This is a genomic window from Parafrankia sp. BMG5.11, assembly GCF_004337455.1.
Map to the genome: position 1 here is coordinate 1 of NZ_SJXI01000014.1, position 26,001 is coordinate 26,001.

Here is a 26,001-nt window from a genome sequence, read left to right on the forward strand (position 1 = left end):
ACGACCCTTCCAGGTCCACGAAGTCGCCGTCGATATGCAGGCTCACGATCTGCCGCGTGCCCTCGGCGGTGAGTTTGTGGCGAAACGCGAACCCTTCGAGAATGAGCGTGGATTCTTCCGTCTGCGAACCCTCCCGCACGAGGTACAGGCCTGCCTCGCAGATCCGTTCGCGAAATGGGAGGGCGAACAGCGCCTGCCGATCAGCCTCGTCGAGCGCGGACCGCTTCGCGAACTTACTGACCATGCCGGTCAGGGTTTCTGGTAATGAGCCCAAGGCCCCACTCCTCATAAAGGGCGGGAGCACATCGTTACTCTCAGTCGCCAAAGCCCACATATGTGATCAGCGATGCCGCTGCCTTATCATAAGCAGGCGAATTGTTACAAACATATGTTATTGAACGAGGCGTAAGCTTTAAGGATTCTTCATTTCAATAGTTCCGCCGATTCACCTATCGTTCGGAACCGTAGAGAAGATAGCGCCTTGTTATTCCATGACGACCTTCCGCATTGATATAATCAACGAGCACTTCGACCAGTCAGCAGAACTTGAAGCGCCCGATGTGGTCACGGCCTGGAAAAAGGCCATGCAGAGCACGATAACCATCGCTGCCGATCAAGTGTCTCATGGCAATCCTTTCTTCGGGGCCGAGGTGAAACTTACTGAAGGGAAGAAGCAGATCGGTCGCTACATCGTCTCCGTGGGAGCGACCCCGCTCAAGGACTAGGTCGGCTTTGGGTCGCAAGCGGAATGGCTGGCTTTGAGGACGCTACCACCCGAAAGCAGACCGCCAGCTACCGGCCCAGAAGTGGCCGGTCAGGCACGTGCCCAGTGATGGTTGCTCGCTCGACATTCTTCGACCGTGCAAGCGGTCAACCGCTTCCCGATGCTATGCAGCCACTCATGCAGCACTAAGCAAGTCTTCTAGCAGGGAGCGGGTTCGCTCCAGACGCTCGTCAGGATTTTCGATCGCGTCTTTGAGCACGAGGCGTCCACCGCTCGTTTCAAGACCCGCCCCATCGGGAGGTGACAGTGCCTTCCTCGGCGTTAGAGCGATTGCCGCTGGCCCAGCGTCGATCCGCTGTATCTCAGCCAAGCGAGCCAGCATCCGGACACGTGACACCTCAAGCAAGCGCTCAGCTTCAGGTGGAAGCGCTCCGAAGCGGTCGTGGATCTCGGCCTCGAAGTCGTCGACTTCGGAGGGCTGGGTGATGCGCGCCAGTCGGCTGTAAAGGGTGATGCGCACGTCCGCTTCCGGAATCCAGCTTTCGGGAAGGCTGCCTGACACGCCCAAGTGCAGCTCGGGTGTCCAGTGCTCAACGGCCTCACCAAGTGCGGTGCGCAGTGCACTTTCTAGAAGGTGCTGGTAAAGATCGACACCGATCAGCTTCATGTGGCCCGCCTGGGTGTCTCCCAACAAATCGCCGGCGCCCCGCAGATCGAGATCTCGCGCACTGATGGCGAACCCTGCGCCTAACCGGTCAAACGCCTGAAGCGTGCGTAGCCGCTTCAACGTGCTGTCGGCGATCTTGGCTTCTGGATCTGTCAACAATAGTATCTGACCGCGGCGGCTGCCGCGTCCCACCCGGCCTCGCAACTGGTGAAGCTGAGACAGCCCGAAGCGGTCGGCGCGCCATACGATCATCGTGTTAGCCCGCGGCACGTCCAGCCCAGCCTCGATGATGTTGGTTGCCAGCAGCACGTCACCATCCCCAGCCGCAAACTGCACCATCGCTTCGTCAATGTCCGCGGCGGCCATCTTGCCGTGAGCTTCGCGGATGCGCAGCTCTGGCACCAGTTGCGCGAGCTGCTTGGCCATCGGCTCCATGTCTTCAATCCGCGAAACGACCACGAAGCTCTGCCCGCTCCGTCCTTTCTCGCGCAGTAGCGCGGTACGCACGGTGGAGGCTTCGAATACTCCCACGCTTGTGCGGATGGGCTGCCGCCTGGCTGGCGGCGTCGCGATCACGGAAACCTGCTGCAAGCCAACCAAGGCGGTCTGCAGAGTTCGCGGAATGGGCGTCGCTGTGAGCGTAAGCATGTGGCAATCGGCCGACAGTCCGCGCAGCTTTGCCTTGTCCGCTGCGCCGAAGCGCTGCTCCTCGTCGATGACAACCAGGGCAAGGTCCTTGTAGGTCGCGCCAGCCAGCGCACCGGTACCGATCGCGACATGGATCGTGCCGGCAGCAAGTCCAGCCTTGACCTTCTTTTTCTCCGCCGCGGAGGACAGCCTGGACAGCCCTTCCACCACTACCCCAGTGCCTTCGAACCTTCGACGGAAGCTCTCCAGGTGCTGCCGCACGAGGACAGTCGTCGGCGCGGCAATGATGACCTGCTGGCCTGCAAGCGCAGCAAGGGCTGCAGCGCGAATGGCGACCTCGGTCTTGCCATAGCCAACATCGCCCACAACGAGGCGATCCATCGGTTTACCCGCGGCGAGCTCTGTTCGAACTGCCGCGATTGCACGCGCCTGATCCGGTGTTTCGGTAAATGGAAAGCCGGCGGCAAAGCGCTCGTAAGCGGCCGCATCAGGGTCAATCACAACCGCCGATCTACTCGCCCTTTCCGCAGCGAGCGCCGCCAGTCCACGTGCGCTTTCTGCGATCGCCGTATCGATGGCGATGCGGCGCTTTTCCCAGCTCGAACCGTCCAGGCGGTCCAGCGTCACTGCATCCGCTTCCGCTCCATAGCGCCAAATGCGATCGGCATCGGCAGTGGGCACTAACCGGCGTGTCTCACCGGCATACTCGAGGACGATTGCGTCGCTCGCCTCCTCGTCCCCGGCGGTGATCGGTCCAAGACCAACTACGCGGCCGATCCCGAAGTCCTCGTGGATGACTACGTCGCCCAGATGGATCTCACCGGTTCCGCCATTAAGGACGTCCAACCCGGTGGTCGTCTCGCTTCCTGTTGCGGCGCGGCCTCCGAGCAGGTCGCTGGCGGCAACGATTAGAAGTCCAGCTTGGGACCATCCGCGATCAATCGGCATCTCAAGAAACGAGACGGTACCGGGCGGGGCCTCCTTGATCTCGCGCCAGCTGTGGGCGGTTATTGGTTCGAAAGCACCTGCCTTTGCCATGCGCCGATTGAAGAACCGCAAGTCGCGCTGGGCACCCAGGACCGCGACCTTGCCGCCTTCGTCGAGCGTGCTCTTCGCCGCTCGGTTAAACTCGCGCAAAGGGGTCCGGCTTTCCACGAACCGTCGCCCGTCTTCGGCGATGGGAGTAGGAACCACCTCCCTATCGGCCAGGACCTCGTCCCACTTATCTCTATCGGCTACCGGTGCCGAGCGCCCGCCGGCGTCGAGCGACAGAGAGACAAAGCGGTCTCGGCGGCGCGACGCGTCGGGATCGCTCGCTATTGCGGCACCGGGCAGGTGATCGAATAAAGAGACCCAATCGTCTGCGACTGGCGGCTCGAACACACGGCCGATCTCGATTGATTTAATTTCCTCGATCGCAACCTGTGTAGCGGGATCGTAGACCCTAATTGAGATAATTCGGCCGTCCTCGACCTCGACGCGGACAGGGTTGATGGCATCAGCCGGAAACAGGTCCACTACCAACCCACGCACCGCCATTTCGCCCGGTTCATCCACCCGGTCGTCGGCAAAGTAGCCAATTTCTTCGAGAGCGGCCGCGAAAGTTTCCAATTCGAGTTGCTCACCGAGGGTCAGCGCCGGCGGTGCTGCGTCGAACGAAGAGGGAGGGGGATAGGCGCACGTCGCGGCTTCGGCTGTGGTGACAAGCGCGATTTTCTGGCGTCCGGCGATCGCCTGGGTCTGCCGCAACAAGCGCAGCGCGGCCACGCGTCGGCCCACGTTCGCTGGGGATGCCGGGGCCGTTTCTCCAGGAAGCGCGTCAGTTGATGGACAGTGGATCACCAGCGCTTCGGGCGCTGCACATTGAAGTGCCGCAGCCACTGCTTCAGCGCGCTGTTCGTCTGAGGCGACCAGCATGACGTCCCGGTCGATCAACGCTTCGGCGAGCGTTACGGCAATCAGTCCGACCGAGGCCAAGATCGGCCCAGGTCGAGCAGTTTCTGGAAGCCCGCTTGGGCTCCCTACATTTGCGTGCATCGGCAACTCCGGACGCAACCGGAGGGCTGCGCGCGGTAAACGGGAGATGGCAGGGCCCGTTCCCCGCACCGCCCGCTGGCTCGGAGTCAGCGGAAAGGACGTCGTCGATCAAAGCCCGCGCGTCGCGAAGGTCCGAAGGTCACATCGCGCTCATCAAAAGCTGACGTTCGGCAAGTGTGATGACGTTGTGGACCATACAAATGACCCTTCCCAGGGAATTGATCGAGCCTAACAATCTCGGGAACGATCCCAGAATGCATGTGTTCGAGGATCGCGCAGGGAAGAAGAGATCAACATGACCATCCAGAAGTTACCCATCGCACTCGCAGCGGCAGCGCTCGCGATTTCACCGATCGCCGCTCAAGCTGCGCCTCGCGCATCGGCGCCGGTCACTGAGGAAAGCGAGATGGCCGGGAACGGCTTGGTCTGGTTTGGCATCGCTGCAGCCATTGCCGTTGTTGTTCTCGCGGTGATTGCGGCGACCGACGATGATGACGACTCCGTAAGCGCGTAATCGCGACACCCGGCGATCGGACGGGGCCCATCGGGGCCCCGTTTTCGTTTGCGGCGAATTGATTTACGGCGAACGCCGACGCAGGCCGATCTAGAGGACCAGAGTTTCGGAAGCCGGACACATGTGTCGCTGAGATCCCTCTGGGTTCCCTATACGTTACCGGCAATCCGAATGGGTTACGCCTGGATCGTTGTTTTTTTGGTGCGCCCGACAGGATTCGAACCTGTGGCCCCCAGATTAGGAAACCTGTCGCGCGGTGTCCGATAGGGTCCGCTACGGCCCGTCATAACCGTAAAGTTTCGAATTAGCGTCCGATACCGTTGCATGGTATCCGGCGCTATGTTACCTATTCCGTTACCTGCTGCTGATAAGGTAACAGGCGAGCCGAGTGGGAAGGGTCGAAGCTCCCACCCGGCTCTGACCTCAACCGATCCAAAGGAGATCGATCATGGCTACTGACACTATTGCAGACACCTTCCCCGTCATCAAACTCTACAAGCCGCTCGAACAGCAATGGAATGAAGAATATGAGGCCGCGGACGCCATGCCTGCAGGGCCAGACCGCGAGAGGGCCTTTCATCAATTCTACAAGGTGAACTTGCCGCAGCTCCAGCGAGCCCGCGATGCCTTCATGGCCATTCCTGCCCCGGGGTTATGCGAACTCTTGATCAAGATGGAGTTCGCTGACGCTACGAACGATGATCATCACGACCTGTTAAAGCGCGACTTGCGCTTGATCATCGCAACGGCCGAAGCCAGGGCCGCTTGAGATGCTGACCGACGCGAAGATCGCAGCGATCAAGCCACCTACTGTCGGGCAGCAAGAGCACCCCGACAACAAAGTGACGGGCCTGCGGCTTCGCGTCGGTGCCGGCGGGAAGAAGACATGGACGGTCCGCCGGCGCGTGGGCGCCAAGATCGTCAACAAGAAGATCGGCACCTATCCGCCGATGGGCCTAGCAGCCGCTAGGAAGGCCGCTGAGAGGCTGATCGAGGCTCTGGAGCGGGATGGGTCCACAGAGTCGCTAGACCGCACGTTTGGCGAGGTGGCAGACTTCTGGATCGAAAAGGTGGCCAAGCTCAAGAACGACAGCTGGCACGATCAGAAGCGCCAGCTTGAGATGCACGTGCTGCCAACGTGGCGCGGGCGCAAGATCGCAGCGATCAAGCGCGCGGACGTGCGCGAGCTGCTCGACGGCATCGAAGGGGTGGTGTTGCCGAACCGCGTCCTAGCGACGGTGAAGACGATCTTTCGGTTCGCACTATCCCGCGACTGGCTGGAAGCGTCGCCGGTCGAAGGCATCGCCAAACCGAACGATGAAACGCAGCGCGATCGTGTGCTCGACATGGGCGAGATAAAGCGCGTGTGGAACGCTTCGGCGCTGATTGGCTACCCATTTGGCTTTCTTGTCCAGATGTTGCTCCTGACAGCTCAGAGGCGCACTGAGGTGGCATCAATGCGCTGGGAGGACGTCGATCTTGAGGTCGGTAAATGGATCTTGCGCTCAGAGGACACGAAGGCCGAACGGACCCACCTTGTGCCGCTCTCGCCGGCCGCGAAAGCAATCCTGGAGCTGGTCCCGCGCCTAGGTCCCTACGTTTTCACAACGGACGGAGAGACTTACGTCCGGAGCTTCTCGAAAGGTAAGAAGAGGCTCGACGATTTCCTGACAGCTGGCGAGGGGCCGTTGACGTCATGGCGTCTACACGACCTGCGCCGATCAGCTGCAACGCACATGGTGCGGCTAGGTGTCAGCGAAACGATCGTGGGCCGCATTCTGAACCACGCTCAGCAAGGCGTGACGGCTAAGGTTTACGCGCTGCACTCCTATGCGCCAGAGAAGCGCCATGCGCTCGACACTTGGGCTGCCGAGGTCGATCGTGCCGTGAATGGCGATCGCGGCGGGAATGTTTTTCCGCTCCGAGCTGATGCGTGACGCGCGCATTAGTACAAACTGGCGATGACGACGCGGACAATGCCAATCTGCCAGTCGTCTTAGGGCTTAGCTCTGGAATGGCGACTGCTGAGGTGGTTGCACACTTGGTTGATCTACTTCGCTCAGATTTTCCTCTTCAGCCTCTCATCCGTGACATTCTGGCCGATGCACTTTCGGGTGAGCACGAGACCCTGCGCCTGAAGCTTTCACGCAAAAAAACTGGTCCTAGTCCCAAGCGCCTACCGATAGTCGGCGCGTTCGATCGGTTCTTCAGAGATCTTGCGATTGGAAAGTTCATCGCCGAGCACCCTCAGATGTCGGTGAAGGTCGAAAACGCGGTCGATGCCGCCCTGGACGAGTTCAATATCGTGAGGTCCGAGGCATATCAGGGCCTGCGAAAATGGAGGGAGCTCGAGGCGGCCGTTCAGTCTGCGAATTCCGATGGAAACTCCTAGACAACGGGGTTGCTGCAAAGCCGAAAATCGCCGCTAAGTTCCAAAGCCGTTCAATACTGGAGCGGCTTTCAATGACCACCATTCTTCGCCTTCCTGCCGTCATGGAACGTGTCGGCCTGAGCCGATCGACGATCTACGCAATGATGAGCGAGGGGCGCTTTCCGCGCGCCGTGAAGCTCGGCGAGCGCGCCATCGGCTGGCCAGCTGATCGCATCGAGACGTTCATCTCGGAGCGGGAGCCAGCCTGATGCAGAAACGCCGCCCCCTGAGGGACGGCGCTGTTCTGTTGAGGACTGAACGGCCCGATCCTACCAAAACCCGCACCCGCCTTCAAGCGAATGGCGCGATGAGATTGCGGCTCCAGGCGCTGCTCTTTTTGCAGCGGGAGGCGCGGGCATGAGCGCTAACCCCGAGCCCGATCTCTTTCCCGATGCGAGGATTTACCGCGGGCAAGTTTATCGGCCGATCTGCACGCGCCCGCACCTGTGCCGCGATGGGCGGCAGACCCTGCTCGCGGTGTGGGAGAGCCATTGCGTCCAATGCGGTGCGCCGTTCACGCTCACCACGCCGCTGCACGCTGGCAAGTTCCAGCCGAACCGCCGTTGTCAGCAGCACAAGCGCCCAGGATCGACAGTATGAACGCCGCGGAAACCTTCGCGCCACTGATGCGCGGCGTCGCCACGGACCTGCTCGGCAAGCCCGACCATGCGAATGGAAACGGCAAGACGTTGCGCTGGCGCACGCGCGGTAGCCTCAAGGTCGAGGCGGAGGATGGCACCTGGTTCGACCATGAGGCCAAGCAGGGTGGCGGCGTACTCGACCTGATTATGCGGGAGCGCAGCTGCGACAAAGCGGGCGCGCTGCAATGGCTTGAGACGAAAGGGCACATCGATCCACGCGAACGGGGTGAGCCGGTGCGCTACCCGTACCACGACGCTGAGGGCCGCGTGCTTTACGCGAAGGTGCGCGTCGATAAGCCCGATCGCAAATATGAGTACCAGCACCCAGTCGCGAACGGCTGGCGCGCAGGTCGCGGTAAGATCGGCGCCGTTCCCTATCGCCTGCCGCAGCTGCTCGCCGCAGCGAAAGACGCCGTGCTCTACATGGCCGAGGGCGAGAAGAAGGCTGATAAGCTGGCAAGCTGGGGGCTGCTGGCCACTTCGCACAAGGATTGGCGCGCGGAATACGCCGAGCACGTTATCGGCCGCACGGTCATCATCTTGCCAGACAACGACAAGGGTGGCGCTGAACAGGCTGCTGATGCTGCCAGGTTGGTGAAAGCTGCGCGAGGTCGCCCGGTCATCGTCGAGCTTCCCGACCTCCCGGCCAAGGGTGACATAATGGACTGGCGCGGCACGCGCGAGGATCTGGCCAAGCTGGTCGCAAAGGCGACAGCAGACGCGCCAATCGACACGCCGGCTTTCAAGCGTGGAATCTCCGCTGCGGCGTTGATGGCAAAGCACTTCGAGCCGGTGAATTACGTCATCCCTGGGCTGCTCGCTGAAGGCGCTTGGATACTCGCCGGGCCGCCAAAACTAGGGAAGAGCTGGCTCTGTTATGATTTCGCGCTGGCGATTGCAGCGGGAAGGCCTGTCTTTGGCAGCATTCCTGTATCGCAGGGCGACGTGCTCTATCTGGCGCTTGAGGACAGCGAGCGGCGCCTCAAGAGCCGCTTGCTTAAGAAGGGCATTCGGCAGGCACCTGAGCGGCTGACGCTTTCGATTGAATGGCCGGGCTTGGATGATGGCTGCATCGCCGAGCTGGAGGCATGGGCCGACGCGGTGGCGAAGCCGAGCATGGTCATCATCGACGTACTCAAGATGGTGCGTGGAGCCGCGCGGGCGAACGAGACAGTCTATGACGCTGACTATCGTGCGCTGACCGGCCTAGCCACGTTCGCCAGGGCACGCGGGATCGTCGTCGTCGTCGTCCACCACACCCGTAAGATGGCGGCAGAAGACCCGCTTGAAAGCATCAGCGGGACCAACGGACTGACCGGCTGCGCTGATGGCGTGATGGTACTCAAACGGGACATTGGGACAGGTAACTGCACCTTGTACGTCCGCGGCAGGGACATTGAAGAATCTGAGACAGCTCTCCAGTTCGATCGGGACATTGGGACATGGCAGCGGCTTGGCGCGGCTGATGAGGTGGGTCGGACAAGCGAGCGGGAGAATATCCTCGCGACACTCCGGCAGAGCGACAAGCCTCTGACAGCACGCGATATTTCGGACATTCTTGGCAAGAGCTACGATGCGGTTCGCAAGACCCTGAACCGGATGGCTCACGCTGGTGAGATCGAGAAACAGGGCCGCTCTTTGTATACCTGTCCCAACGGTCACAGCGTCTCAAACACCCCCTCCAACCATACCCAATGGGACATTGTGACAGATGGGACAGGGGATGAGAGTGGGGACTGGATAGGAGAAAGCCCGGCTCAGACTGCCTCTCGCATCGGCCGGCCAATGCTGCCGGGAGAAGCCGGTGTCTGATCGGCAGAAGTGGGACCGCAGCGGCGGGAGCCGATCGGCCGAGCGCGAATTAGCGCCTAGCGTCGGTCCTCGCCAGTTCACGTTCCTCTCGCGCCCACTGCGCGTACCTCTGCGAATAGGCGGTGAGAACAACACGCTCATTCACTTCGGAGGCGTTCAGTGCAGCGAAGTGCAGCCGCTCGGCCATCACTTCGAAGTCGATCAGGTCAGGCATATCCCCGACTCCTGTTTCTCCCGGCTGCAAAGATACCACGCGAGCGATCGTCGATCGAGTGAATTGGACTCTCTGCCCGACCACTACCGCGTGCGGCTGCAGGAGGCATGCGCGCCGACAATCCCCTTCAATCAATCGGCAGCCTGGGGAGGGGACGATGCAAAGCGAACTGCAGCACGATTGGACCACGCAACCACGACGCGAGCGGGAGGCGCTGAAGCGCTTGGCCGAGCGGGCGGCCGAACACCGGCGCAGCAGAAGCATCGAGGCAAGGCGGCTCGTTCATCCGGGGGGCGGGGTTTGGAAACGGCAAACGCCCGAAGTGGGGACCGCTGCTGTCCCATCAAAAGCACAAACGATGCCCCCGTTCGTCCCGCGCAAGGAGTCCTGCGAATGAACCCGCCTAAACCCCCTGAGCACCTGAGCGCTGACGCGTCCCGATGGTGGGCCGAGGTGCTGCGCGACTATAGCCTGGAAGGGCATCACCTGCGGCTACTGCAGTCCGCCTGCGAAAGTTGGGATCGGATGCAGCAGGCGCGGCAGGCGCTCGCCGATCACGGCGGGCTGACCTTCACCGACGAGCGCGGTGTGATCCGGTCTCACCCGTGTGTCGCCCATGAGCGCGACGCGCGGATCAGCTTCGCTCGCCTGGTGCGCGAACTGGACCTCGATGCAGGTGCGCCGGCCGAGACCAGGCGCCCGCCGGGGCTACTCTCCAACCGAAGGGGTCACTGATATGCCGATCAAGCAACGCCGTGAGAAGCTGCGGCCGTTCAACGACTACCACCGCGAACAGCTGATCGATGGGCCGGATGCCTGCCTGCTAGCTGGTGTGGGCTATCTGACCGCCGCCACGTGGGACCAGATGAGCGACAAAGAACAGGCGTCAGCTCTGGAGGACATGCAGGCGGACTGGACTGCTCACGGAGCCATCATCATGCGCTGGTGGAACCAGGAGCCAGGCGCGCGCCCGATTACATCTAAGCCTTGGGTCTTCCCTGTAGCAGGCGGACCCGATGCTTTGCCGTGGGCTGCAGAGCAGTTCGGAGAGCCGCCATGCCAGTGAAGCGTCGAGCAGCTAAACGCCGCGTCGATGTCGAGCGGGAGTACGAAGTCTGGAGCGCAATCTTTGGCGACGGATACGACTTCTTCGATGAGCTGCCGGAGTTTGGCTTGCTTAGTGCTGGTCATGGGCGTGTGTCACTCGAACTCGCCCGCGAGCCGTGGCAGCGCTTCGGTGCCCGCTGGTTAGCGGAGCACGGACAGGAACGGCGGCTGCATCCCATCTGGGCGCTGAGCGAGTTCGGCCAGCCGTAACGGATGAGCGCCGCGGCTCGCCAGCGAAAGCGCCGGGAGCGCGAAGCACGCGGGGTTGCGGTTTACCCGGTGGAGGTCGACGGCAAGGTGCTCAACGGCTTGGAGATCGCTGGCCTGCTGCGCGAGCAGGAGTTCGGCAACAAGGAGGCGGTGGCGAATGCTTTGGGCGAAGCGCTTCACCACTGGGCTGGGGAAGTTTTTTCGTCACGCGTGACGCTGATCGCCCGCGGCCGGAGGTAAAATCATCGGCGAAAGGAATGCCGATGAGCAGAGTTTTTCAATTGAACCCGACCGCCAAGGGCATGTCATTTGCCCGCTTGGCGATGACCGAAGCACAGGGCGATCGCCACGACAAGGAGACCTACGCAACAAAGCGCTGGGGAGCCGACTCCCTTGCAGCTCGCGTGGCTGCGGCAGGCGGGGCCGAGCAACTGGCCTATGAGAAAGCCGCTGTTGCTGCCGGCAGCACGGCATCAGGTAACTGGGCGAGCCTGCTTACTGACGCCGAGAGTGCAGCCTCCGAGTTCTTTGCTGCTGTTCGGGAGCGGTCGCTGATCGGCCGCATTGCAGGACTTCGCCGCGTGCCGCTGCGGATCCGGTTGATCACCAGCGAGACCGGCTTCACGGCAGCCTGGGTGGGCGAAGGTCAAGCCAAGCCGCTCAGCACTGCCACTTACTCGGAGGGCATGTTGGACGCGCGCAAGGTCGCCGCTCTCACGGTGCTGACCGAGGAAACACTGGAGTCTGCTGATCCGGCTGCCGAGGCGCTGGTCCGCAACGACCTTGTGGCGGCAGTGTCTGCCGCGATCGACCAGAGCTTCATCGACCCTGCGAACGCTGGAACCGTTGGAGTGGAACCGGCATCGATCACGAACGGGGCACCGGCTGTGGCTTCAACAGCCGATGGTCTGGTGGACATCCGCGCCTTGATTGCAGCCTTCCCCGGCGACCTGGAGCGGGCCGTCCTGATCGGCTCTGGCGTCAGCCTGGCCGCTTTGTACGACCCGATCACGCTTCCGCTGCTGGGAGCGCGCGGTGGCAGCGCCATCGGTATTCCAGCAGTCGCCAGCAACGCGGCTGGCACCACGGTCGCACTGATCGATCCCGACGGCATCGCCATGGGCGAAGGCACGGCAGACGTTCGCACAGCAGCGCACGCCAGCATCGAAATGAAAGATGCTTCGCTGACCCAGGACGCGACCACTGGCGCCGGTTCCACGACTGTCTCGCTGTGGCAGACGAACGCGGTGGCCGTACTGGCAGAGCAGCGGGTCAACTGGGAGGCCGCACGCCCATCGGTTGCAGTTCTAACGGGAGTGGGCGCATGAACCGGCACGCCGTAGGCTTCGCTGAGATCAAGACACTCGATAGCGAACAGCGGATCATCGAAGGCTGGGCCTCGCGCGTCGAAGTCGATCGGGTGGGCGACATCGTTGAGAGCCGCGGACTTCAACCACCTCGCGGCAAGGTCAACCTGCTGCTGGATCACGACCACGGCCGCGCGGTCGGCATTGTGGAGGATCTGAGGTCTAGCGACAACGGAGTTCGCTTTCGCGCTCGCTTGGCAAAGATCTCACAACCTGGCGCCCTCAAAGAGCTGGTGGACGATGCTTGGCAGATGGTTGTCACCGGCCTCAGGTCCGCTGTCTCGATCGGCTTTAAACCGCTGACAGATGAGCCTCTGCCGGGCGGAGGACGGCGCTTTACGAAATGGGAGATGCTGGAGCTGTCGCTTGTCTCTGTCCCTGCCTGCGCGGGTGCGACGATCGACACCATCAAGTCGCTGGACCGACAGTTGCTTCTTAAAGCCGGGCCACGCCTTCCGGTGGTGCGCCTAACAGACGAAGATTACCGCCGCGCCGGGACGACCCCGCCATGGCGCAAGAGGGGAGTAGTCCGGCTGTGACTTTCGACGGTAAAGCCTTCGGCGAGCAGATGGTCGAGATTGTGAAGGGGTATGTGAGCGCTCAGGTCGAGCCCTTGCAAGCTCGCCTCGATCAACTCGAACGCCACATCAGCGAAGTGGAGAAAAGCGGCGCACGGTTCAGGGGCGTGTACCAGCGCGCCAGCACGTACCGGCGCGGTGAGCAGGCCACGCACAAGGGATCGCTCTGGACCGCGCTGCAGGACGCTCCTGAGGGCATCCTGCCGGGAGAGAGCCCGACGCACTGGCAGCTAGCGGCCAAAGGGACGGGATGATGGCGGAACGCCTGCCGATCCACTTCGATCGCGATGAGGTCGCGCGGCTGAGCGCCATTGCCAATACGGCGGCGATCCAGACCGGCGCGAAGGGCGATGAGCTAGACCAGGTCATGGACGCGATCTTTCGCACCTTGGCGGCGCAAGCCAATCGCATGGTGCTGCGCGAGCGTGAACGGCCGGCACTGCGCCTGATTGCGTCTCGATGACTAAGCCTGTCGCCACTCTCGCTGAGCAGCTGGCGCGCTGGCAGTGGGCCGCCGAGCTCAGCCAGCTTGCCGATGCGCGAACGTCACGGCGCCGTGATGTTTCGAACATCGAGAAAAAGGGCCCCTGACGCTTCTGGCGGGTGCAAGCCGGACAAAAGCCGAATGGCAGACACGACCAAAGTGATCAGGAGCAGCGGCAAAGCCGCTCGCGACCAGGATTGCGTAGAAAAGCCAATGGCTTCTCGCTTGCCTCCGCCTTGCATGCTGCCCCTTCTCACGCGCTGAGCTAGGAGCAGCGGCACTTCGCGGCCAATCAGTACGCTATCGGCGCTGCAGTGAAGCCGTTTACAATCTGGCCAGGCAGCATGACGGCCGAACGTCCAGTCACGACTATAGCGCCCAGAAGCGCGCCGACAGAATTGCCGCGCCCTTCCTGCCGGAAAGTGCCCGACATAGGATAGGCCCGGCCACGGACGCGGACACTATCGAAGCGCACCTCGAACTTGCCCGACTTCCCCCCGATCGCACGGCCGGTTTTCCAAGTTACGGTAGCGGCGACTGGCGAGCCGCGCGGGATGACAACTGCGTCGCCCTCAGTGACATCTCCAACAGTGACGAAGGAGACTTGCTGCCCCTCCTCGATGTGCTTGGAGGAGATTTCCTGCGCCGGCGTGAGTTGCACCAGTGTCTGGTCGGGCATCATCCGTGTCAACGCTGGAGCAGGTGCTGCTGCAGCAGCCTCAGGTGACGCAGCAGTCGCCTTAGGCCGTAACGTGCCCGTGGCGGTAATCTGCGCAGGCGCAGCGGTAGCAATCGCCGACAGTGCGGCGACAACCCATAGACTCAGTTTCATGTGCCCCCCTACTTGATCGCGCCGAGGAAGCGCCAACATCTCAGCTGAGTCAACGGGCTTGCACTAGGTTCCCCCTCTGTTCCAATGGAGCCTCATGGGCTTCCGGCGATTCAACACCCTCTCCGACATTGCGAAGCAGGGCTATTGGCTGAAGCTCAGCTGCAAGTGCGGGCATATGCGCCGGTGCGATCCAGACAAGCTGCTAGAGCTCCTGATGCGCCGCGGTGCAGATACCCGGCTTTCGCACCTCGCCGGGAACCTGAAGTGCGGGAAGTGCGGGCGAAAGGACTTCGAAGCGACCCACTGCGAGGGGCCGCTGATTACCTCGGGACGATGAGCCACAGGCTCTTTGAGTTACCTATACGTTACCTCTAAAGTGCCACGGTAACTAGTAAGTGATTGAAAAGATGGTGCGCCCGACAGGATTCGAACCTGTGGCCCCCAGATTAGGAATCTGGTGCTCTATCCTGCTGAGCTACGGGCGCGCCGTCGGGGGTCTTATCGAGCGGCCAGCCGCCTGACAATCGCGCTTGCGCGCCGACCCGCACCCGCTAGGCATCGCACATGGACGAGCGAGAAGACCTGGCGGAGATCCGCCGCGCTGTGCGCGCGCTATGCGCAGAGTTTCCCGGAGAGTACTGGCGCCAAAAGGACCGCGAACGGGCCTATCCGGCCGAATTCGTCGACGCGCTTACCCGCGCCGGCTTCCTCGCCGCGCTGATTCCCGAGGAATTCGGCGGCAGCGGGCTGATGCTCGATGCGGCGGCGGTGATCATGGAGGAAATCCAGGCAGCTGGCTGTAATGGCGCCAGCGCTCACGCGCAGATGTACATCATGAACACGCTGCTTCGGTATGGCAGCGCGGAACAGAAGAGCCGGTATCTGCCCGGCATCGCCAGCGGCGAATTGCGGCTGCAGGCTTTCGGCGTGTCCGAACCGACCAGCGGTACCGATACCCTGTCGCTCAAGACGCGGGCGGTGCGGGAGGGTGACCAGTACGTGATCAACGGCCAGAAGATCTGGACCAGCCGCGCCGAACATTCCGATCTGATGCTGCTACTGGCGCGGACCGCTCCGCGCGAGGAGGTCGCCAAGCGCACGGAGGGGTTGTCGATCTTCCTCGTCGACATGCGAGAAGCCGTCGGCAAGGGGCTGACAATCAAGCCGATCCGAACGCTGATGAACCATTCCACGACCGAAGTGTTCTTCGATGATCTGCGCATCCCGGCAACCGCGCTGATCGGAGAGGAAGGGCAGGGCTTCCCCTATATTCTGTCCGGAATGAATGCAGAGCGCATCCTGATCGCGGCGGAATGCGTCGGCGATGCCAAATGGTTCATCGATAAGGCAGTCGGTTACGCGAAGGAGCGCCAGGTATTTGGCCGCCCGATCGGACAAAATCAGGGAATTCAGTTCCCTATCGCGCGATGTTACGCCCAGATGCGGGCCGCCGAACTGATGGTCCACCACGCGGCGCAGGCATATGACGCAGGAGGCAATCCCGGTGAATACGCCAACATGGCCAAGCTGCTCGCCAGCGAAGCGAGCTGGGCAGCAGCGGACATGTGCGTGCAGACCTTCGGTGGCTTCGGTTTCGCCGAGGAATACGATGTGGAGCGGAAGTTCCGCGAAGCGCGGCTTTATACAGTCGCGCCGATCAGCACCAATTTGATCCTGTCTTATCTGTCAGAACATGTGCTGGGGCTGCCGCGCAGCTACTGAACCTGCATCTGCGCTGCTGACCGAAGCAGCGCCCGCTCGGTGTTCGCAACCGCCGCGGGATTGCTAACGTCAATGCCGCCGCGTGCAACTCGCAGGTGCCAGCCTGCGTCCTTGCGGCAGGCGATGCCGGAGACGGATTCGCCAAGAAAAGCCCGGCAGGATACGCCGCCGGGATCGGTGAAGCTTCTGATCACCCGCACCCCCGGTCCATCACCCGGGCTGTCGAGCGCGCGCGCGAGTTCCTCTCCGGCAAATGTCAGGCCATCCTGTTCTATAGTAGGATCGTCGGCCAGCAGCCGAATCACCAGCACGGCGCTGACGATAAGGACGCCTGGAATTAGCACACGAAGGAAGCGTCGCGAGGTCATGACGCCCGTTCTAGCCCTGGATCGGTGCACGGGAAGCACAATCAGGGGACAGTTCGAACCCGTTGGCAACCCCAGACGTCAATGCACTTGAATCGCGCGGTTAACTGTGATTCAGATGTGGTGTGACGCGTGAAGGGCATACCATCAGCTCCCCCAGGGAACGACTGACACAGGGCAGCGCGCTGTTCGCGCTGTTGCTGCTGACGGGACTTGCGATCGCGGGACCGAGCGGGCTGCTCGCGTGGAGCGAGAATCTGCGATTGCTCGATCAGCGCAAGGCGGAAATCGCGCAGCTTTCCCATCAGCGTGACGAACTGAAGATCCAGGTCGAGGCGCTGGATCCTAATCACGCCGACCCCGACCTGGTGGGCGAACTGATCCGCAAGAACCTCAACGTCGTGCATCCCGACGAGGTCATGATCACCCTGACGCCGCAGCGCTAGGGCAGCAGCTTTCCCCTACGGCAGTTTCCACTTTGCGCGGATTGCGCGGACCGATGCCTTGCGCCATAGCCACTCGCGCGACGCCACCTCCCCGGCGAGAACAACACACGAGGACCCGCACCTTGGCCAGACCCGCCAACAAGGGCAAACTCGCGGCTTCCACCGCGCCTGCCACGTCAGACGATACCGATTTCGCCCTTCATTCTCTGCAGGAAAAGCACGCGCAATCACCGCGTTATGAGGCGAACGACGAAGAGCTTGCCAAGTTCTACGAGCGGATGCTGCTGATCCGCCGGTTCGAGGAGCGCGCAGGTCAGCTCTACGGGCTCGGGCTGATCGGCGGTTTCTGTCACCTCTACATTGGGCAGGAAGCAGTGGCGATCGGGCTGCAAAGCGCACTCGACAATGACAAGGACAGCGTGATCACCGGCTACCGCGATCACGGTCATATGCTCGCCTACGGCATCGATCCCAAAGTGATCATGGCCGAACTGACCGGGCGTGAAGCCGGGATCAGCAAGGGCAAGGGCGGGTCGATGCACATGTTTTCGACCGAGCATAAATTTTACGGCGGGCACGGGATTGTCGGCGCGCAGGTCGCGCTGGGCGGCGGCCTCGCTCTGGCGCATCAGTATCGCGGCGACGGTGGACTGTGCCTCGCGTATTTCGGCGACGGCGCGGCCAACCAGGGACAGGTGTACGAGACCTTCAACATGGCGGCGCTGTGGAAGCTTCCGATCGTGTTCGCGATCGAGAACAACGGTTACGCAATGGGCACCGCGGTCAAGCGTAGCTCCGCAGAGACGGAGTTCTACCGCCGCGGCACGGCGTTCCGCATCCCCGGCATGGACGTCAATGGGATGGACGTGCTGGAGGTGCGGCAGGCGGCCGAAGTCGCGTTTGCCCACGTGCGCGAAGGCAACGGGCCGGTGCTGATGGAGCTTAACACCTATCGCTATCGCGGACACTCGATGTCGGACCCTGCCAAATATCGCACGCGCGAAGAGGTGCAGGATCAGCGCGAGCACAACGATCCGATCGAGCGCGCGCGCAAGGAACTGATCGAGCGCGGCCGGAGCGAGGACGAATTGAAGGACATCGACAAGCGCATTCGCGCGCAGGTGTCCGAATCCGCCGACTTCGCTGAAAGCTCCCCGGAGCCTAGCCCTGCCGAGCTCTACACCGATGTACTGGTGGAGGCGGTCTGATGGCGCTCGAACTCAAGATGCCGGCGCTCTCCCCCACGATGGAAGAGGGCACGCTGGCCAAATGGCTGGTCAAGGAAGGCGACGACGTTCGCGCGGGTGACGTGCTGGCCGAAATCGAAACCGACAAGGCGACCATGGAATTCGAAGCGGTCGACGAGGGCACGATCGGCAAGATCCTGGTGGCTGAGGGCAGCGAGAACGTGAAGGTTGGCGAGGTCATCGCCGTCATGGCGGGCGAGGGCGGGGAGGCTGCCTCAACGGCACCGCCGGCAGAGCCTGCTACCGAGCAAAAGGCGCAGGAATCTAACGCGCCCCAGCCCGCGCCGACCGCCGGCGCTCACCGCGCAGAGATCGAGCATGAATTTCACAACAAGGGTCCCGCCCGCGATCCAGAGGTTCCCGAAGATACGGCAATGAAAACCGTGACCGTGCGCGAAGCCTTGCGCGATGCGATGGCCGAGGAAATGCGCCGGGACGACCGCGTGTTCGTGATGGGCGAGGAAGTCGCCCAGTATCAGGGCGCGTACAAGGTCACTCAAGGCCTGCTCGATGAATTCGGGCCGAAGCGGGTGGTCGATACCCCGATCACCGAATACGGGTTCGCCGGCGTCGGTGCGGGGGCGGCGATGGGCGGCCTGCGCCCGATCGTGGAATTCATGACGTTCAATTTCGCCATGCAGGCGATCGACCACATCATCAATTCGGCTGCGAAGACCAACTACATGTCGGGCGGACAGATGCGCTGTCCGATCGTGTTCCGCGGGCCCAACGGCGCGGCGAGCCGCGTCGGGGCCCAGCACAGCCAGAACTTCGCGCCGTGGTACGCCAGTGTTCCAGGCCTGATCGTGATCGCGCCGTACGATGCCGCCGATGCCAAGGGGTTGCTGAAGGCCGCGATCCGCAGCGAAGACCCGGTCGTGTTCCTGGAAAACGAGCTGGTTTATGGCCGGACGTTCGACATTCCCGATCTCGACGATCACGTCCTGCCGATCGGCAAGGCGCGTGTGGTGCGCGAGGGGCGTGACGTCACCATCGTGAGTTACTCGATCGGCGTCGGCCTGTCGCTCGAGGCCGCGGAAAAGCTCGCAGCCGAAGGGATCGACGCCGAGGTGATCGACCTTCGCACCCTGCGCCCGCTGGACAAGGCAACGGTGTTAGAAAGCCTGGCCAAGACCAACCGGATGATCGTGGCGGAAGAAGGCTGGCCGACTTGCTCGATCGCGTCCGAAATCATCGCAGTTGCGATGGAGGAGGGCTTCGATCATCTCGATGCGCCGGTCCTGCGGGTGTGCGACGAGGATGTGCCGCTGCCGTATGCGGCCAACCTGGAAGCGCTGGCGCTGATCGACAGCGACCGGATCGTCGCCGCGGCGAAGAAGGTCTGCTACCGCGACTGACGCCTACCCGTAATAGTCGGCGATGCCCTGATACGTGTCGCAACTGGCGACCGCATCAGGATCGCCGGCGTCGCGCTGGTAGACTTGTGCAAGGTCGCGGGTCTCGCGCACGTTGAACGCGGCTGTCGCGGTCATGGTGCCGGCCCTGGTGAACGCCTCCGCGATGAGAGGTTGATACACGTACGCCACCTCGACGAACATCACCGCTTCATCGTCAAACGCGGCGATCTCCTGTCCCACCGGGCCCATGCCGGTCAGCGAGCCATCCAGTCCCGCGCCGGCATCGCCATGGCTTGACCGGTGGCGCAGCTTGCCCATGCAGCGTTGCCAGTGGATGTATTGCTGATCGGCCGTCCCTGGCACGACTTCCAGGCTGGAGAGGATCACGCGGCCGTGCTCGTAAAAGTCCAGCATGTGGCCACCCTGCAGGTGCGCGCCGTACAGCACATCGTTGATGTCGCTCTCGTAGACCTGCGCCTGCGCCAGCGGCGAGTTCTCTCCCACGCGTGAGGCGTGGTCTGCGATCATCACCGCGATCTGGTTGAGCCGCATCTGCGTGATCGCCTGGTTTGCCGTCTCGGCGCCATACAGGCCGGCCGTCATCAGCAGCGGCGCGGCGAGGGCGAACTCGGTCATCGCCACGCCCGAGCGGTGGCGGCGCAGGCCGCGCATCAGGGTCAGCCACCGGGTCATGCGCAATTGAGCACGCTGCTGTGGACGGTCTGCGCGTCCCACGGCTGATTACGCAGCACGGTCACCGCCTCGGACGTAAAGGTGGGCGACAAGCCTACCATCTGTGCCGCCGCGAACGCGCGGGGGTAGGAGACTTGCACCGTGTAAAGGATCGCGTCACGCGCGCCGCCGCCGGTCAATTGGCCGCGGTCATCGTCCCACACTCCGTTGCCGTTGGCATCCTCGAACGGCTCCCCGTTGTTGCAAGCCCCGTCGCCATCGACATCGGTATAATCTTCGGCGCGGTCGACGTCGCCAAAGCTGGCATAGGCGCGGCGGGAGAAAGTCATCGTCGCATTGGGCACGATCGCATGGACGGCGGCAGTAACGCGGTCGTCGATCGCGTCGGTGTTGCCTGACGAGGCCTGCACTGTCGAACTGCGGGCCGCCCTCTGTACCGCGCCCTGGAGCTGCGCCTGCATGTAGAAGTTGTACCCCAGCTCGAACATGCCCAGCAACATCATCAACAGGACCGGCGCGATCAGCGCGAATTCCACCAGGGTCGCGCCCCGCGCGTCGACTGATAGTGTTCTCGCCCGCCTCATCGCTCGATCCGCAGCTTGCTGAGGTTCTTGACGATGGTCGCGAACGTCGCGGTCAATTCGTCGGCATTGTTCGCTTCGAAATAGCGACCCTCACCGGCGCACGACCGCATGACCGGGTTGAGCGAGGTCCCGAACCCGACGATCCACACGGTGATGTTGCGCTTCTTCACCTCGGCGCACGCCACGGCGAAGCGATTTTCGACCGTCTGGTTGAGCGACTGGGGTTGCGTCCCGTCCCACCGCCGGGCATCGAGCGGTTCCACGCCGTATGTGCCATACGATAGATCGAGCGCGTCGGTCACGCCGTCGGTCAGGAAGATCATGTGCCGCGCGGTTGGCCTGCCGGGATCAACGTCGCCGTTCTCCTCCGCGAACAGGCCGCTGGGTGACAGCAGGCGGCCGCCCCAGATCATCCCGATGTCGTGATATGTGTTGCCGGCGGGCGTAAGCGTGTTGAGGTAGCTATCGACTTGGGCCGCGGTCATGGTGCCCAGCTTGCGCGCCCGTGCCGGGCAGGCGGCGAAACCGCCAGCGCCTGGATTGACGTAATCTTCGGTGGTGGTGACCGGCGCTTTGCTGAAGCTGCCGGTGCCGTTCCAGCGCATGGCGCGGGCATAGACAATGCCCGGGTACATCGGCCGCCACTGAGTGCGCGGATCGGTGGCTGTCGGGACCAGGTCGATGTCGAGATCCAGCGCCCGGCTGAGGTCGACGTCTTCATAGTTGGTGATCGGATACGTGTCCCGCTCTTCCATGCAGCCGGCGGCATCGTTGCGCCAGTTGGTGACGTCCAGCGTGACGGGCTGGTAAAGCCACTGCGAAGACGTGCGGTTCACCGGGTCGGTGATCTGATCGTACTCGCGGGTCAGGGCAGCATAAGTCGACTTGGTTATCCGACACGTCGTTCCGCTGCGCGAGATGCTGTAGGATACGCCATCGATGATTTGCCGGTAATGGCGAATAGTCCGGGTGCCGGCGGGCGGACCGGCGAACGGTTCGGTGGTTGTGGAGATCAGCGTCGTGGTGGTGGTGGCCGTGCTGGCCGGGGCAGGAGTGTCGCAGCTGTACGAGGCCGACCCGGTTTCGCTCGTCGGCGCGCGATAGGTCGCCGGATAAGTCTGGTAGGGTTCCGACGTGACGGTGCCCGAAATGGTCTGCCAGTTGGCGTTATAGGTCGTCGTGCCCGTGCTGGTCAGCGTGGTGGCAAGAGTGCGAGACTGGTAGGTCCATTGGTTCACTACCCAGTTCTCAGCCAACAGCGACCCGACGCTGACGTTGGTGGAATAAGGCACGAATCCGTACCGGATCCGGGTGCCTGGACCGCTCGCGGCGGCAAGCTGGGCGTAGAAGTCGCGGACGGTAGACCGAAGCACGCTGATCCGGGATGCGCTGTCGCCCGGATTGGTCTGCGCCATCGACCCGGTGGTATCCAACACCATCATCACATCGGTGTTGGAGAAGTTGATCTGCGCGCTGCATGCCACAGCGATCGGCAGTTCTTCGAAGCCGAAGATGCGCATGATGGTAGTCGGCAGCTTGATGCTGGCCGCGCCGCTAATGGCGAAATCGTCTTCCAGGCTCATGGTGAAGCGGCGCTCGGTCGAGCCATAGGCGCCGTCGCGGAAGTTCACGTTGAAGAAGCGCTGGCCGATCTCGCCGGTGGCCTGGGGCACCTCACCCGTCACCGCCGCTTGCGATCCCATCCGCTTGCGGGCCGCCAGCACGCCTGCGTCGCACGCCTGCTGCAAGCGGGCCTGGGCCAGGTACGACCGGCTCATGTCCACGGCGCCGCCGACCATCGCCATGAGCGGCGCGATCGCCGCCGCAATCATCGCCAGTGTGTTGCCGCCGCGATCGCGCGCCAGGCGGGCGAACACGCCTGTCACGAGGCAGGGATTGGCGGCATCCGTCACGCCTGTGGGTTAACCCATGCGCCGTGGAAGTTTCGTTTCGGTCGATGGTTAATCCGCTAAGAATAAGCGGTGCAGCTTCATTCCTCGGTGACGAACATCGCCCTTGAATACGTCAGCGAAGGTCCGGAAATCCCTGCAAAATCAAGGAACGTCGGCAGTTGATACGTCAGCGTCAGGTTCAGCTCGCGCGCGCCGGCGAAGGTCTGCGCGGTGGGTTCATCGACGTTAACCTCGATCCGGCTTTCCTTCAGGAGGTAGGGGCTGGTGGTGGCGACGGCGAGACCCGTGTTCGAAATCTGCGCGTTGGTGAGTTTGTTGGCGGTCTGGTATTCAACCGCAACCTGGCGAGCGGTGTCAGCTACCGCGCCGCGCATGGCGTTATAGGATTGCAGCCAGATTCCGACCTGGAAAACGCCGAGCAGCATCATCAGGAAAACCGGTGCGATCAGCGCGAACTCGATCGCGGCGGAGCCTGCGGTGTCCCGCGTCAGAGGGCGGAGCGAGATCATGAGATCTGCACCGTGCGCCTTAGGTTATATTCGAAACTCTTGCCGAAGCCCCAGTTGGTCCAGACCGGCTGGTATTCGTCGCTCAATTCCATTGAAATGTAGGTGGCGAGCGAGTCCTCGCTGCAAGACGGTTTGACCGTTTCCAGCGCCCCTGCCGCGCAGCGATATTTGAAGTTGAGCACGACACGCGCCTCGCTCAGCTTGCTGCTAGCCATCAACTTGGATTTGACCTGGCCCAGCTCTGTTTCGGTGTCCGGAATGATCGCCAGGGCGATCTCGGTCGCCTGTTCGGCGGACGATTGCAGTTCGCTTTGCCGAGCGACCATGCGGCTCGTTTCGAAAGTGCCAATCGACATCACGATGAGCACGGGCGCCACGATCGCGGTTTCGATCAAAGCCGTCCCACCGGTGTGGCGGAGCAGTTGGCGCAGCGTATTTCCCAGACCCGTCACGAGACCAACCTCACTCGATCGTTGGTCTTGAGCACCGCATCGTCTTCCGAAGCGTCCTGGTTGGGAGGGCAGAAGCTTTCCATCGCGGCGTTACCGGAAATCGTGATCGTCGATGCGACCAGCATCAGGCACTGGCTGGTCACGCCAGCGGTTCCCCGGATGTCCAACGCACTCTTCGGCAGGTAAACCGTGCCGTTGAGGACCGTATTCGCGTTGCCGTTGAACTTGTTGCCCGTGTTACCCGGCGAATTCCGATCTTCAAAAATGAGCATCCCGGCCAGTTTCACGGCTTGCTCGTGAGTGACCCCTGCTGTCTCTAGCTGTGAGACGCTCATCGCGGTCAAGTTCACGCTGGAACCGCCATTGATGACAATCCCGGCGCCGTTCTTCAGCACGAACATCACGCCCGTGCCGGTCTGGCTGTATTGAGCGTGGATCGTAAGGGTGCCGCCATCGATCACGTAAATTCCGCTCGAGTACACGACATCGCACTTGAACGTCATGTCGCTGTAAGTGCCCGGCTGCAGCACCAGGGTGCCCGTGACCTCTTCGTCCGGCGTGGTGGTCGTTGACGTGGTCACTTGGTGGGGATTGGTATAAGTGATGGTAATTGTCGTGGTGACGCGCTCGTAGACCTTGTTGCCGCCTGATCCGTCGACCCAGCTGTACCCCGAGTTCGAAGGTCCGTTCACGACCGTATTCGAAGCCGGCATGGCAGGAAGGGTAACGTTCGTTTCCGTGGTGCTGGTGTCGCTGTTGGTCTTCTTGTATGGCCCGGTGTAGCTAGTCGCGACCCAGTTGTTGCCGTTCTTTCTGAAATAGCCGTACGTTGACTGGGTGCGGGTCACGACCTGATCGGCGACGATGCTGCTGGTCGATGTCGTCGTCGCTTTGCCCTTGGGGCACACGCCCGTTCGCGGCGTCGGACTGTCGGGCGGCGTCAGTTCAGCAAACGGATCGACCAGGCCGGTCTGGTTTTCCATGATGGTGTCGGTGGTATTGTCCTTGAACCATTGGTCGATGCCGCCCGCAGCGATCAGCCAGCCGGCGTCGATCGTCGGGCTCCCATCGACGGAGATGGCCTCTTCGGCGTCGGATAGCGCGGCGATGCCGCAACCGGCGATGAACTGCGCGCTGCCGCCGATCGTAACCGCGCCCGACGCATCATCATCGACCGCGATAAGGCAACTGGTGAACGTCACACCCTTCTCGAATGCCGCTTGCGAGCTTACCCGCACCGTGGTCGCGCTGCCGGTGAGGAAGCTGGAGAACGGCAGGGCCTTGGTCGCGGACGCGGTCACCACGACGCTGTTATTGGTGCCGGTCGCCCAGTTCTCAAGCCGCACGGCGGGATCCGACGCGAAGGCCGTGGTCTGCGACAGGTTGCCAGCGAATTCCTGCTCGGCCCGGGTTTGGTAGCTATCCTCGGTCTCGGGGCTGCTGCGCGCGTAGGCCCCGGCAATCGCGGCCTGATCGGTCGCGTACTGGAGTTCCGACTTCCACATATACCACTGCGACATGTCCACCGCGAACCCGGCGCCGCCGATCAGCGCGGGCATACCCGCGGCAACGATCACCATAGCGTTGCCGCTGGAACTGGCCCGCAACCGCTTGAAGAAATCGCACATTGCCCGCATGAAGCAGTCCTCGGATAAGGGCCCGAAAGCCTTTTCAGGACCGCGCATAGCCCGCGTAGGGTAAGCGCTTCGCCAATCTTCGTGGTTAACGAATCCTTTCCTTCAGGCGGCATGCTTGACTTTCCGCAACGCAATCGGACATCGCCGAGCGGTGCAGCACGCCGACCCGCCTGACCCCGCCACTGCGGTCGCGCTTGCCTGGCAGCCAGCCCGAACCCGGGCCGCGCTCGCCGCTCTGTTCGCACTGGACCGCCGCCTTGCAGGCGTGGTGGCACGCGTGCGCGAGCCAATCCTGGCGCAGATGCGTTTCGCCTGGTGGCGCGAGCGGCTGACGGAGCCGGTGGCGCAGCGTCCAGCGGGTGAGCCGCTGCTCGGGGATCTGGCGGAGCACTGGGGCGAAACAAGCAGTCATCTGGTTCCGCTGATCGACGGCTGGGAGGCCTCATTGGGGGAAGCCCCATTGCCCATTGCCGCTCTCCAGGAGTTCGCTGCCGGACGAGGCGCGGCCTTTGCCGCCTTCGCCTCACTCGCCGGCGTTCCAGACCCCGCCGAAGAGACAGCCTGCCGTGCTGCCGGAGTCCGCTGGGCTTATGCTGAGCTGGCTTGCCGCACGAGCACTCCCGCGGAAGCCGCACAGGCGCGCCAACTGGGCAACAGCGAGACCGGCGCGCGGATGGCTTCGGCCGAGGTGAGGGGGCTGGCGGTGCTAGACGAGCTCTCCCGGAGATCGCTCACGCGTGGCGAGCCTCTGATGCATGGCCGCCGCGCGGCGCTGGCGGCGCTGCGGGTTGGAATGTTTGGACGGTAAG

General features: G+C 62.6%; 32 protein-coding genes, 1 tRNA gene and 1 pseudogene. 22 read left to right on the forward strand and 12 right to left on the reverse strand.

Going from position 1 to position 26,001, the window contains the following annotated elements:
• Positions 1 to 274 (reverse strand): annotated as a pseudogene (locus E0504_RS08580) (Crp/Fnr family transcriptional regulator); the annotation flags it as partial.
• Between the two features lie 217 nt (positions 275 to 491).
• Here E0504_RS08580 and E0504_RS08585 point away from each other — a divergent pair.
• Positions 492 to 725, forward strand: a complete 234-nt coding sequence (locus E0504_RS08585; protein ID WP_131623095.1) for a hypothetical protein — start codon at positions 492 to 494, stop codon at positions 723 to 725.
• Positions 726 to 899: 174 nt separating this feature from the next.
• Here the strand turns inward: E0504_RS08585 and E0504_RS08590 are convergent, their stop codons facing one another.
• Positions 900 to 3,956, reverse strand: coding sequence for a TRCF domain-containing protein (locus E0504_RS08590; protein ID WP_373693882.1), 3,057 nt, complete (start codon positions 3,954 to 3,956; stop codon positions 900 to 902).
• 415 nt (positions 3,957 to 4,371) lie between these two features.
• On the opposite strand from E0504_RS08590, the gene E0504_RS08595 reads away from it, so the two are divergent.
• The 7 genes from E0504_RS08595 to E0504_RS08620 all read left to right on the forward strand — a co-directional run bounded on the left by E0504_RS08595 (position 4,372) and on the right by E0504_RS08620 (position 9,474).
• Positions 4,372 to 4,590 (forward strand): hypothetical protein, encoded by a 219-nt coding sequence (locus tag E0504_RS08595; RefSeq protein ID WP_131623099.1) that lies wholly within the window; start codon positions 4,372 to 4,374, stop codon positions 4,588 to 4,590.
• Positions 4,591 to 5,038: 448 nt separating this feature from the next.
• The gene (locus E0504_RS08600; RefSeq protein WP_131623101.1) at positions 5,039 to 5,359 is read left to right on the forward strand and encodes a hypothetical protein; all 321 of its coding nucleotides are present in this window, start codon (positions 5,039 to 5,041) and stop codon (positions 5,357 to 5,359) included.
• A 1-nt stretch (position 5,360) separates the two neighbouring features.
• Positions 5,361 to 6,527: a site-specific integrase gene (locus E0504_RS08605; protein WP_131623103.1), complete on the forward strand. Its 1,167-nt coding sequence runs from the start codon at positions 5,361 to 5,363 to the stop codon at positions 6,525 to 6,527.
• Positions 6,524 to 6,982 carry a hypothetical protein gene (locus tag E0504_RS08610; RefSeq protein WP_131623105.1) on the forward strand — a complete coding sequence of 153 codons (459 nt, stop codon included), beginning with the start codon at positions 6,524 to 6,526 and terminating at the stop codon, positions 6,980 to 6,982. Before E0504_RS08605 ends, E0504_RS08610 begins: the two co-directional genes overlap by 4 nt.
• Before the next feature lie 71 nt (positions 6,983 to 7,053).
• Positions 7,054 to 7,230, forward strand: a complete 177-nt coding sequence (locus tag E0504_RS08615; protein WP_131623107.1) for an AlpA family transcriptional regulator — start codon at positions 7,054 to 7,056, stop codon at positions 7,228 to 7,230.
• A 148-nt stretch (positions 7,231 to 7,378) separates the two neighbouring features.
• A complete protein-coding gene (locus E0504_RS50280; RefSeq protein WP_165938445.1) occupies positions 7,379 to 7,621 on the forward strand; it encodes a hypothetical protein in 243 nt (80 codons plus the stop codon).
• On the forward strand, positions 7,618 to 9,474 hold the full coding sequence (locus E0504_RS08620) for an AAA family ATPase (RefSeq protein ID WP_165938446.1): 1,857 nt from the start codon (positions 7,618 to 7,620) through the stop codon (positions 9,472 to 9,474). The genes E0504_RS50280 and E0504_RS08620 overlap by 4 nt, the downstream gene beginning before the upstream one ends.
• A gap of 49 nt (positions 9,475 to 9,523) precedes the next feature.
• On the opposite strand, the gene E0504_RS50285 is transcribed toward E0504_RS08620, so the two are convergent.
• Complete coding sequence (locus E0504_RS50285) at positions 9,524 to 9,688, reverse strand: hypothetical protein (protein WP_165938447.1); 165 nt, start codon at positions 9,686 to 9,688, stop codon at positions 9,524 to 9,526.
• Between the two features lie 393 nt (positions 9,689 to 10,081).
• On the opposite strand from E0504_RS50285, the gene E0504_RS08625 reads away from it, so the two are divergent.
• The 9 genes from E0504_RS08625 (at position 10,082) to E0504_RS53410 (ending at position 13,541) form a co-directional block, all read left to right on the forward strand.
• Positions 10,082 to 10,423, forward strand: a complete 342-nt coding sequence (locus E0504_RS08625; protein ID WP_131623111.1) for a P27 family phage terminase small subunit — start codon at positions 10,082 to 10,084, stop codon at positions 10,421 to 10,423.
• A gap of 1 nt (position 10,424) precedes the next feature.
• Positions 10,425 to 10,754: a hypothetical protein gene (locus E0504_RS08630; protein WP_131623112.1), complete on the forward strand. Its 330-nt coding sequence runs from the start codon at positions 10,425 to 10,427 to the stop codon at positions 10,752 to 10,754.
• Positions 10,745 to 11,005, forward strand: a complete 261-nt coding sequence (locus E0504_RS08635; protein ID WP_131623114.1) for a hypothetical protein — start codon at positions 10,745 to 10,747, stop codon at positions 11,003 to 11,005. The genes E0504_RS08630 and E0504_RS08635 overlap by 10 nt, the downstream gene beginning before the upstream one ends.
• Before the next feature lie 69 nt (positions 11,006 to 11,074).
• Positions 11,075 to 11,245, forward strand: a complete 171-nt coding sequence (locus E0504_RS50290; protein ID WP_165938448.1) for a hypothetical protein — start codon at positions 11,075 to 11,077, stop codon at positions 11,243 to 11,245.
• 23 nt (positions 11,246 to 11,268) lie between these two features.
• On the forward strand, positions 11,269 to 12,333 hold the full coding sequence (locus tag E0504_RS08640; RefSeq protein ID WP_165938449.1) for a phage major capsid protein: 1,065 nt from the start codon (positions 11,269 to 11,271) through the stop codon (positions 12,331 to 12,333).
• Entirely contained in the window at positions 12,330 to 12,911 is a 582-nt protein-coding gene (locus E0504_RS08645) for an HK97 family phage prohead protease (RefSeq protein ID WP_131623118.1), read from the forward strand. The genes E0504_RS08640 and E0504_RS08645 overlap by 4 nt, the downstream gene beginning before the upstream one ends.
• Positions 12,908 to 13,204, forward strand: a complete 297-nt coding sequence (locus E0504_RS08650; RefSeq protein ID WP_131623120.1) for a hypothetical protein — start codon at positions 12,908 to 12,910, stop codon at positions 13,202 to 13,204. The genes E0504_RS08645 and E0504_RS08650 overlap by 4 nt, the downstream gene beginning before the upstream one ends.
• Positions 13,201 to 13,413, forward strand: coding sequence for a hypothetical protein (locus E0504_RS08655; RefSeq protein WP_131623122.1), 213 nt, complete (start codon positions 13,201 to 13,203; stop codon positions 13,411 to 13,413). The genes E0504_RS08650 and E0504_RS08655 overlap by 4 nt, the downstream gene beginning before the upstream one ends.
• Positions 13,410 to 13,541: a hypothetical protein gene (locus E0504_RS53410; RefSeq protein ID WP_306769226.1), complete on the forward strand. Its 132-nt coding sequence runs from the start codon at positions 13,410 to 13,412 to the stop codon at positions 13,539 to 13,541. Before E0504_RS08655 ends, E0504_RS53410 begins: the two co-directional genes overlap by 4 nt.
• 185 nt (positions 13,542 to 13,726) lie before the next feature.
• On the opposite strand, the gene E0504_RS08660 is transcribed toward E0504_RS53410, so the two are convergent.
• Both E0504_RS08660 and E0504_RS08665 read right to left on the reverse strand, forming a co-directional pair.
• Positions 13,727 to 14,266, reverse strand: a complete 540-nt coding sequence (locus E0504_RS08660) for a hypothetical protein (protein WP_131623123.1) — start codon at positions 14,264 to 14,266, stop codon at positions 13,727 to 13,729.
• A gap of 408 nt (positions 14,267 to 14,674) precedes the next feature.
• Positions 14,675 to 14,751 (reverse strand) — tRNA-Arg (locus E0504_RS08665).
• Positions 14,752 to 14,830: 79 nt separating this feature from the next.
• Between E0504_RS08665 and E0504_RS08670 the strand changes: the two genes are divergently transcribed.
• Positions 14,831 to 15,988 carry an acyl-CoA dehydrogenase family protein gene (locus tag E0504_RS08670; RefSeq protein ID WP_131623125.1) on the forward strand — a complete coding sequence of 386 codons (1,158 nt, stop codon included), beginning with the start codon at positions 14,831 to 14,833 and terminating at the stop codon, positions 15,986 to 15,988.
• Here the strand turns inward: E0504_RS08670 and E0504_RS08675 are convergent.
• Positions 15,982 to 16,356: a hypothetical protein gene (locus E0504_RS08675; RefSeq protein ID WP_131623127.1), complete on the reverse strand. Its 375-nt coding sequence runs from the start codon at positions 16,354 to 16,356 to the stop codon at positions 15,982 to 15,984. The genes E0504_RS08670 and E0504_RS08675 overlap by 7 nt on opposite strands.
• A 122-nt stretch (positions 16,357 to 16,478) precedes the next feature.
• On the opposite strand from E0504_RS08675, the gene E0504_RS08680 reads away from it, so the two are divergent.
• From E0504_RS08680 to E0504_RS08690, 3 genes are all read left to right on the forward strand, one after another.
• Positions 16,479 to 16,799, forward strand: coding sequence for a septum formation initiator family protein (locus E0504_RS08680; protein WP_207912368.1), 321 nt, complete (start codon positions 16,479 to 16,481; stop codon positions 16,797 to 16,799).
• Between the two features lie 122 nt (positions 16,800 to 16,921).
• Entirely contained in the window at positions 16,922 to 18,007 is a 1,086-nt protein-coding gene (gene pdhA / locus E0504_RS08685; protein WP_207912369.1) for a pyruvate dehydrogenase (acetyl-transferring) E1 component subunit alpha, read from the forward strand.
• Complete coding sequence (locus E0504_RS08690) at positions 18,007 to 19,404, forward strand: pyruvate dehydrogenase complex E1 component subunit beta (RefSeq protein ID WP_131623131.1); 1,398 nt, start codon at positions 18,007 to 18,009, stop codon at positions 19,402 to 19,404. The genes pdhA and E0504_RS08690 overlap by 1 nt, the downstream gene beginning before the upstream one ends.
• A gap of 3 nt (positions 19,405 to 19,407) precedes the next feature.
• Here the strand turns inward: E0504_RS08690 and E0504_RS08695 are convergent, their stop codons facing one another.
• The 6 genes from E0504_RS08695 to E0504_RS08720 all read right to left on the reverse strand — a co-directional run bounded on the left by E0504_RS08695 (position 19,408) and on the right by E0504_RS08720 (position 25,192).
• On the reverse strand, positions 19,408 to 20,097 hold the full coding sequence (locus E0504_RS08695; RefSeq protein WP_131623133.1) for a TadE/TadG family type IV pilus assembly protein: 690 nt from the start codon (positions 20,095 to 20,097) through the stop codon (positions 19,408 to 19,410).
• Positions 20,094 to 20,633, reverse strand: a complete 540-nt coding sequence (locus E0504_RS08700; RefSeq protein WP_165938450.1) for a TadE family protein — start codon at positions 20,631 to 20,633, stop codon at positions 20,094 to 20,096. Before E0504_RS08700 ends, E0504_RS08695 begins: the two co-directional genes overlap by 4 nt.
• Before the next feature lie 44 nt (positions 20,634 to 20,677).
• Entirely contained in the window at positions 20,678 to 22,594 is a 1,917-nt protein-coding gene (locus tag E0504_RS08705) for a TadE/TadG family type IV pilus assembly protein (protein ID WP_131623136.1), read from the reverse strand.
• Between the two features lie 77 nt (positions 22,595 to 22,671).
• On the reverse strand, positions 22,672 to 23,103 hold the full coding sequence (locus tag E0504_RS08710; protein WP_131623138.1) for a TadE/TadG family type IV pilus assembly protein: 432 nt from the start codon (positions 23,101 to 23,103) through the stop codon (positions 22,672 to 22,674).
• Positions 23,100 to 23,555, reverse strand: coding sequence for a TadE/TadG family type IV pilus assembly protein (locus E0504_RS08715; RefSeq protein ID WP_165938451.1), 456 nt, complete (start codon positions 23,553 to 23,555; stop codon positions 23,100 to 23,102). The genes E0504_RS08710 and E0504_RS08715 overlap by 4 nt, the downstream gene beginning before the upstream one ends.
• Complete coding sequence (locus E0504_RS08720) at positions 23,552 to 25,192, reverse strand: TadE/TadG family type IV pilus assembly protein (RefSeq protein WP_165938452.1); 1,641 nt, start codon at positions 25,190 to 25,192, stop codon at positions 23,552 to 23,554. Before E0504_RS08720 ends, E0504_RS08715 begins: the two co-directional genes overlap by 4 nt.
• Positions 25,193 to 25,307: 115 nt before the next feature.
• Here E0504_RS08720 and E0504_RS08725 point away from each other — a divergent pair, with 115 nt between their 5' ends.
• Positions 25,308 to 26,000, forward strand: coding sequence for a squalene/phytoene synthase family protein (locus E0504_RS08725; RefSeq protein ID WP_131623143.1), 693 nt, complete (start codon positions 25,308 to 25,310; stop codon positions 25,998 to 26,000).
• Position 26,001: the final 1 nt, after the last annotated feature.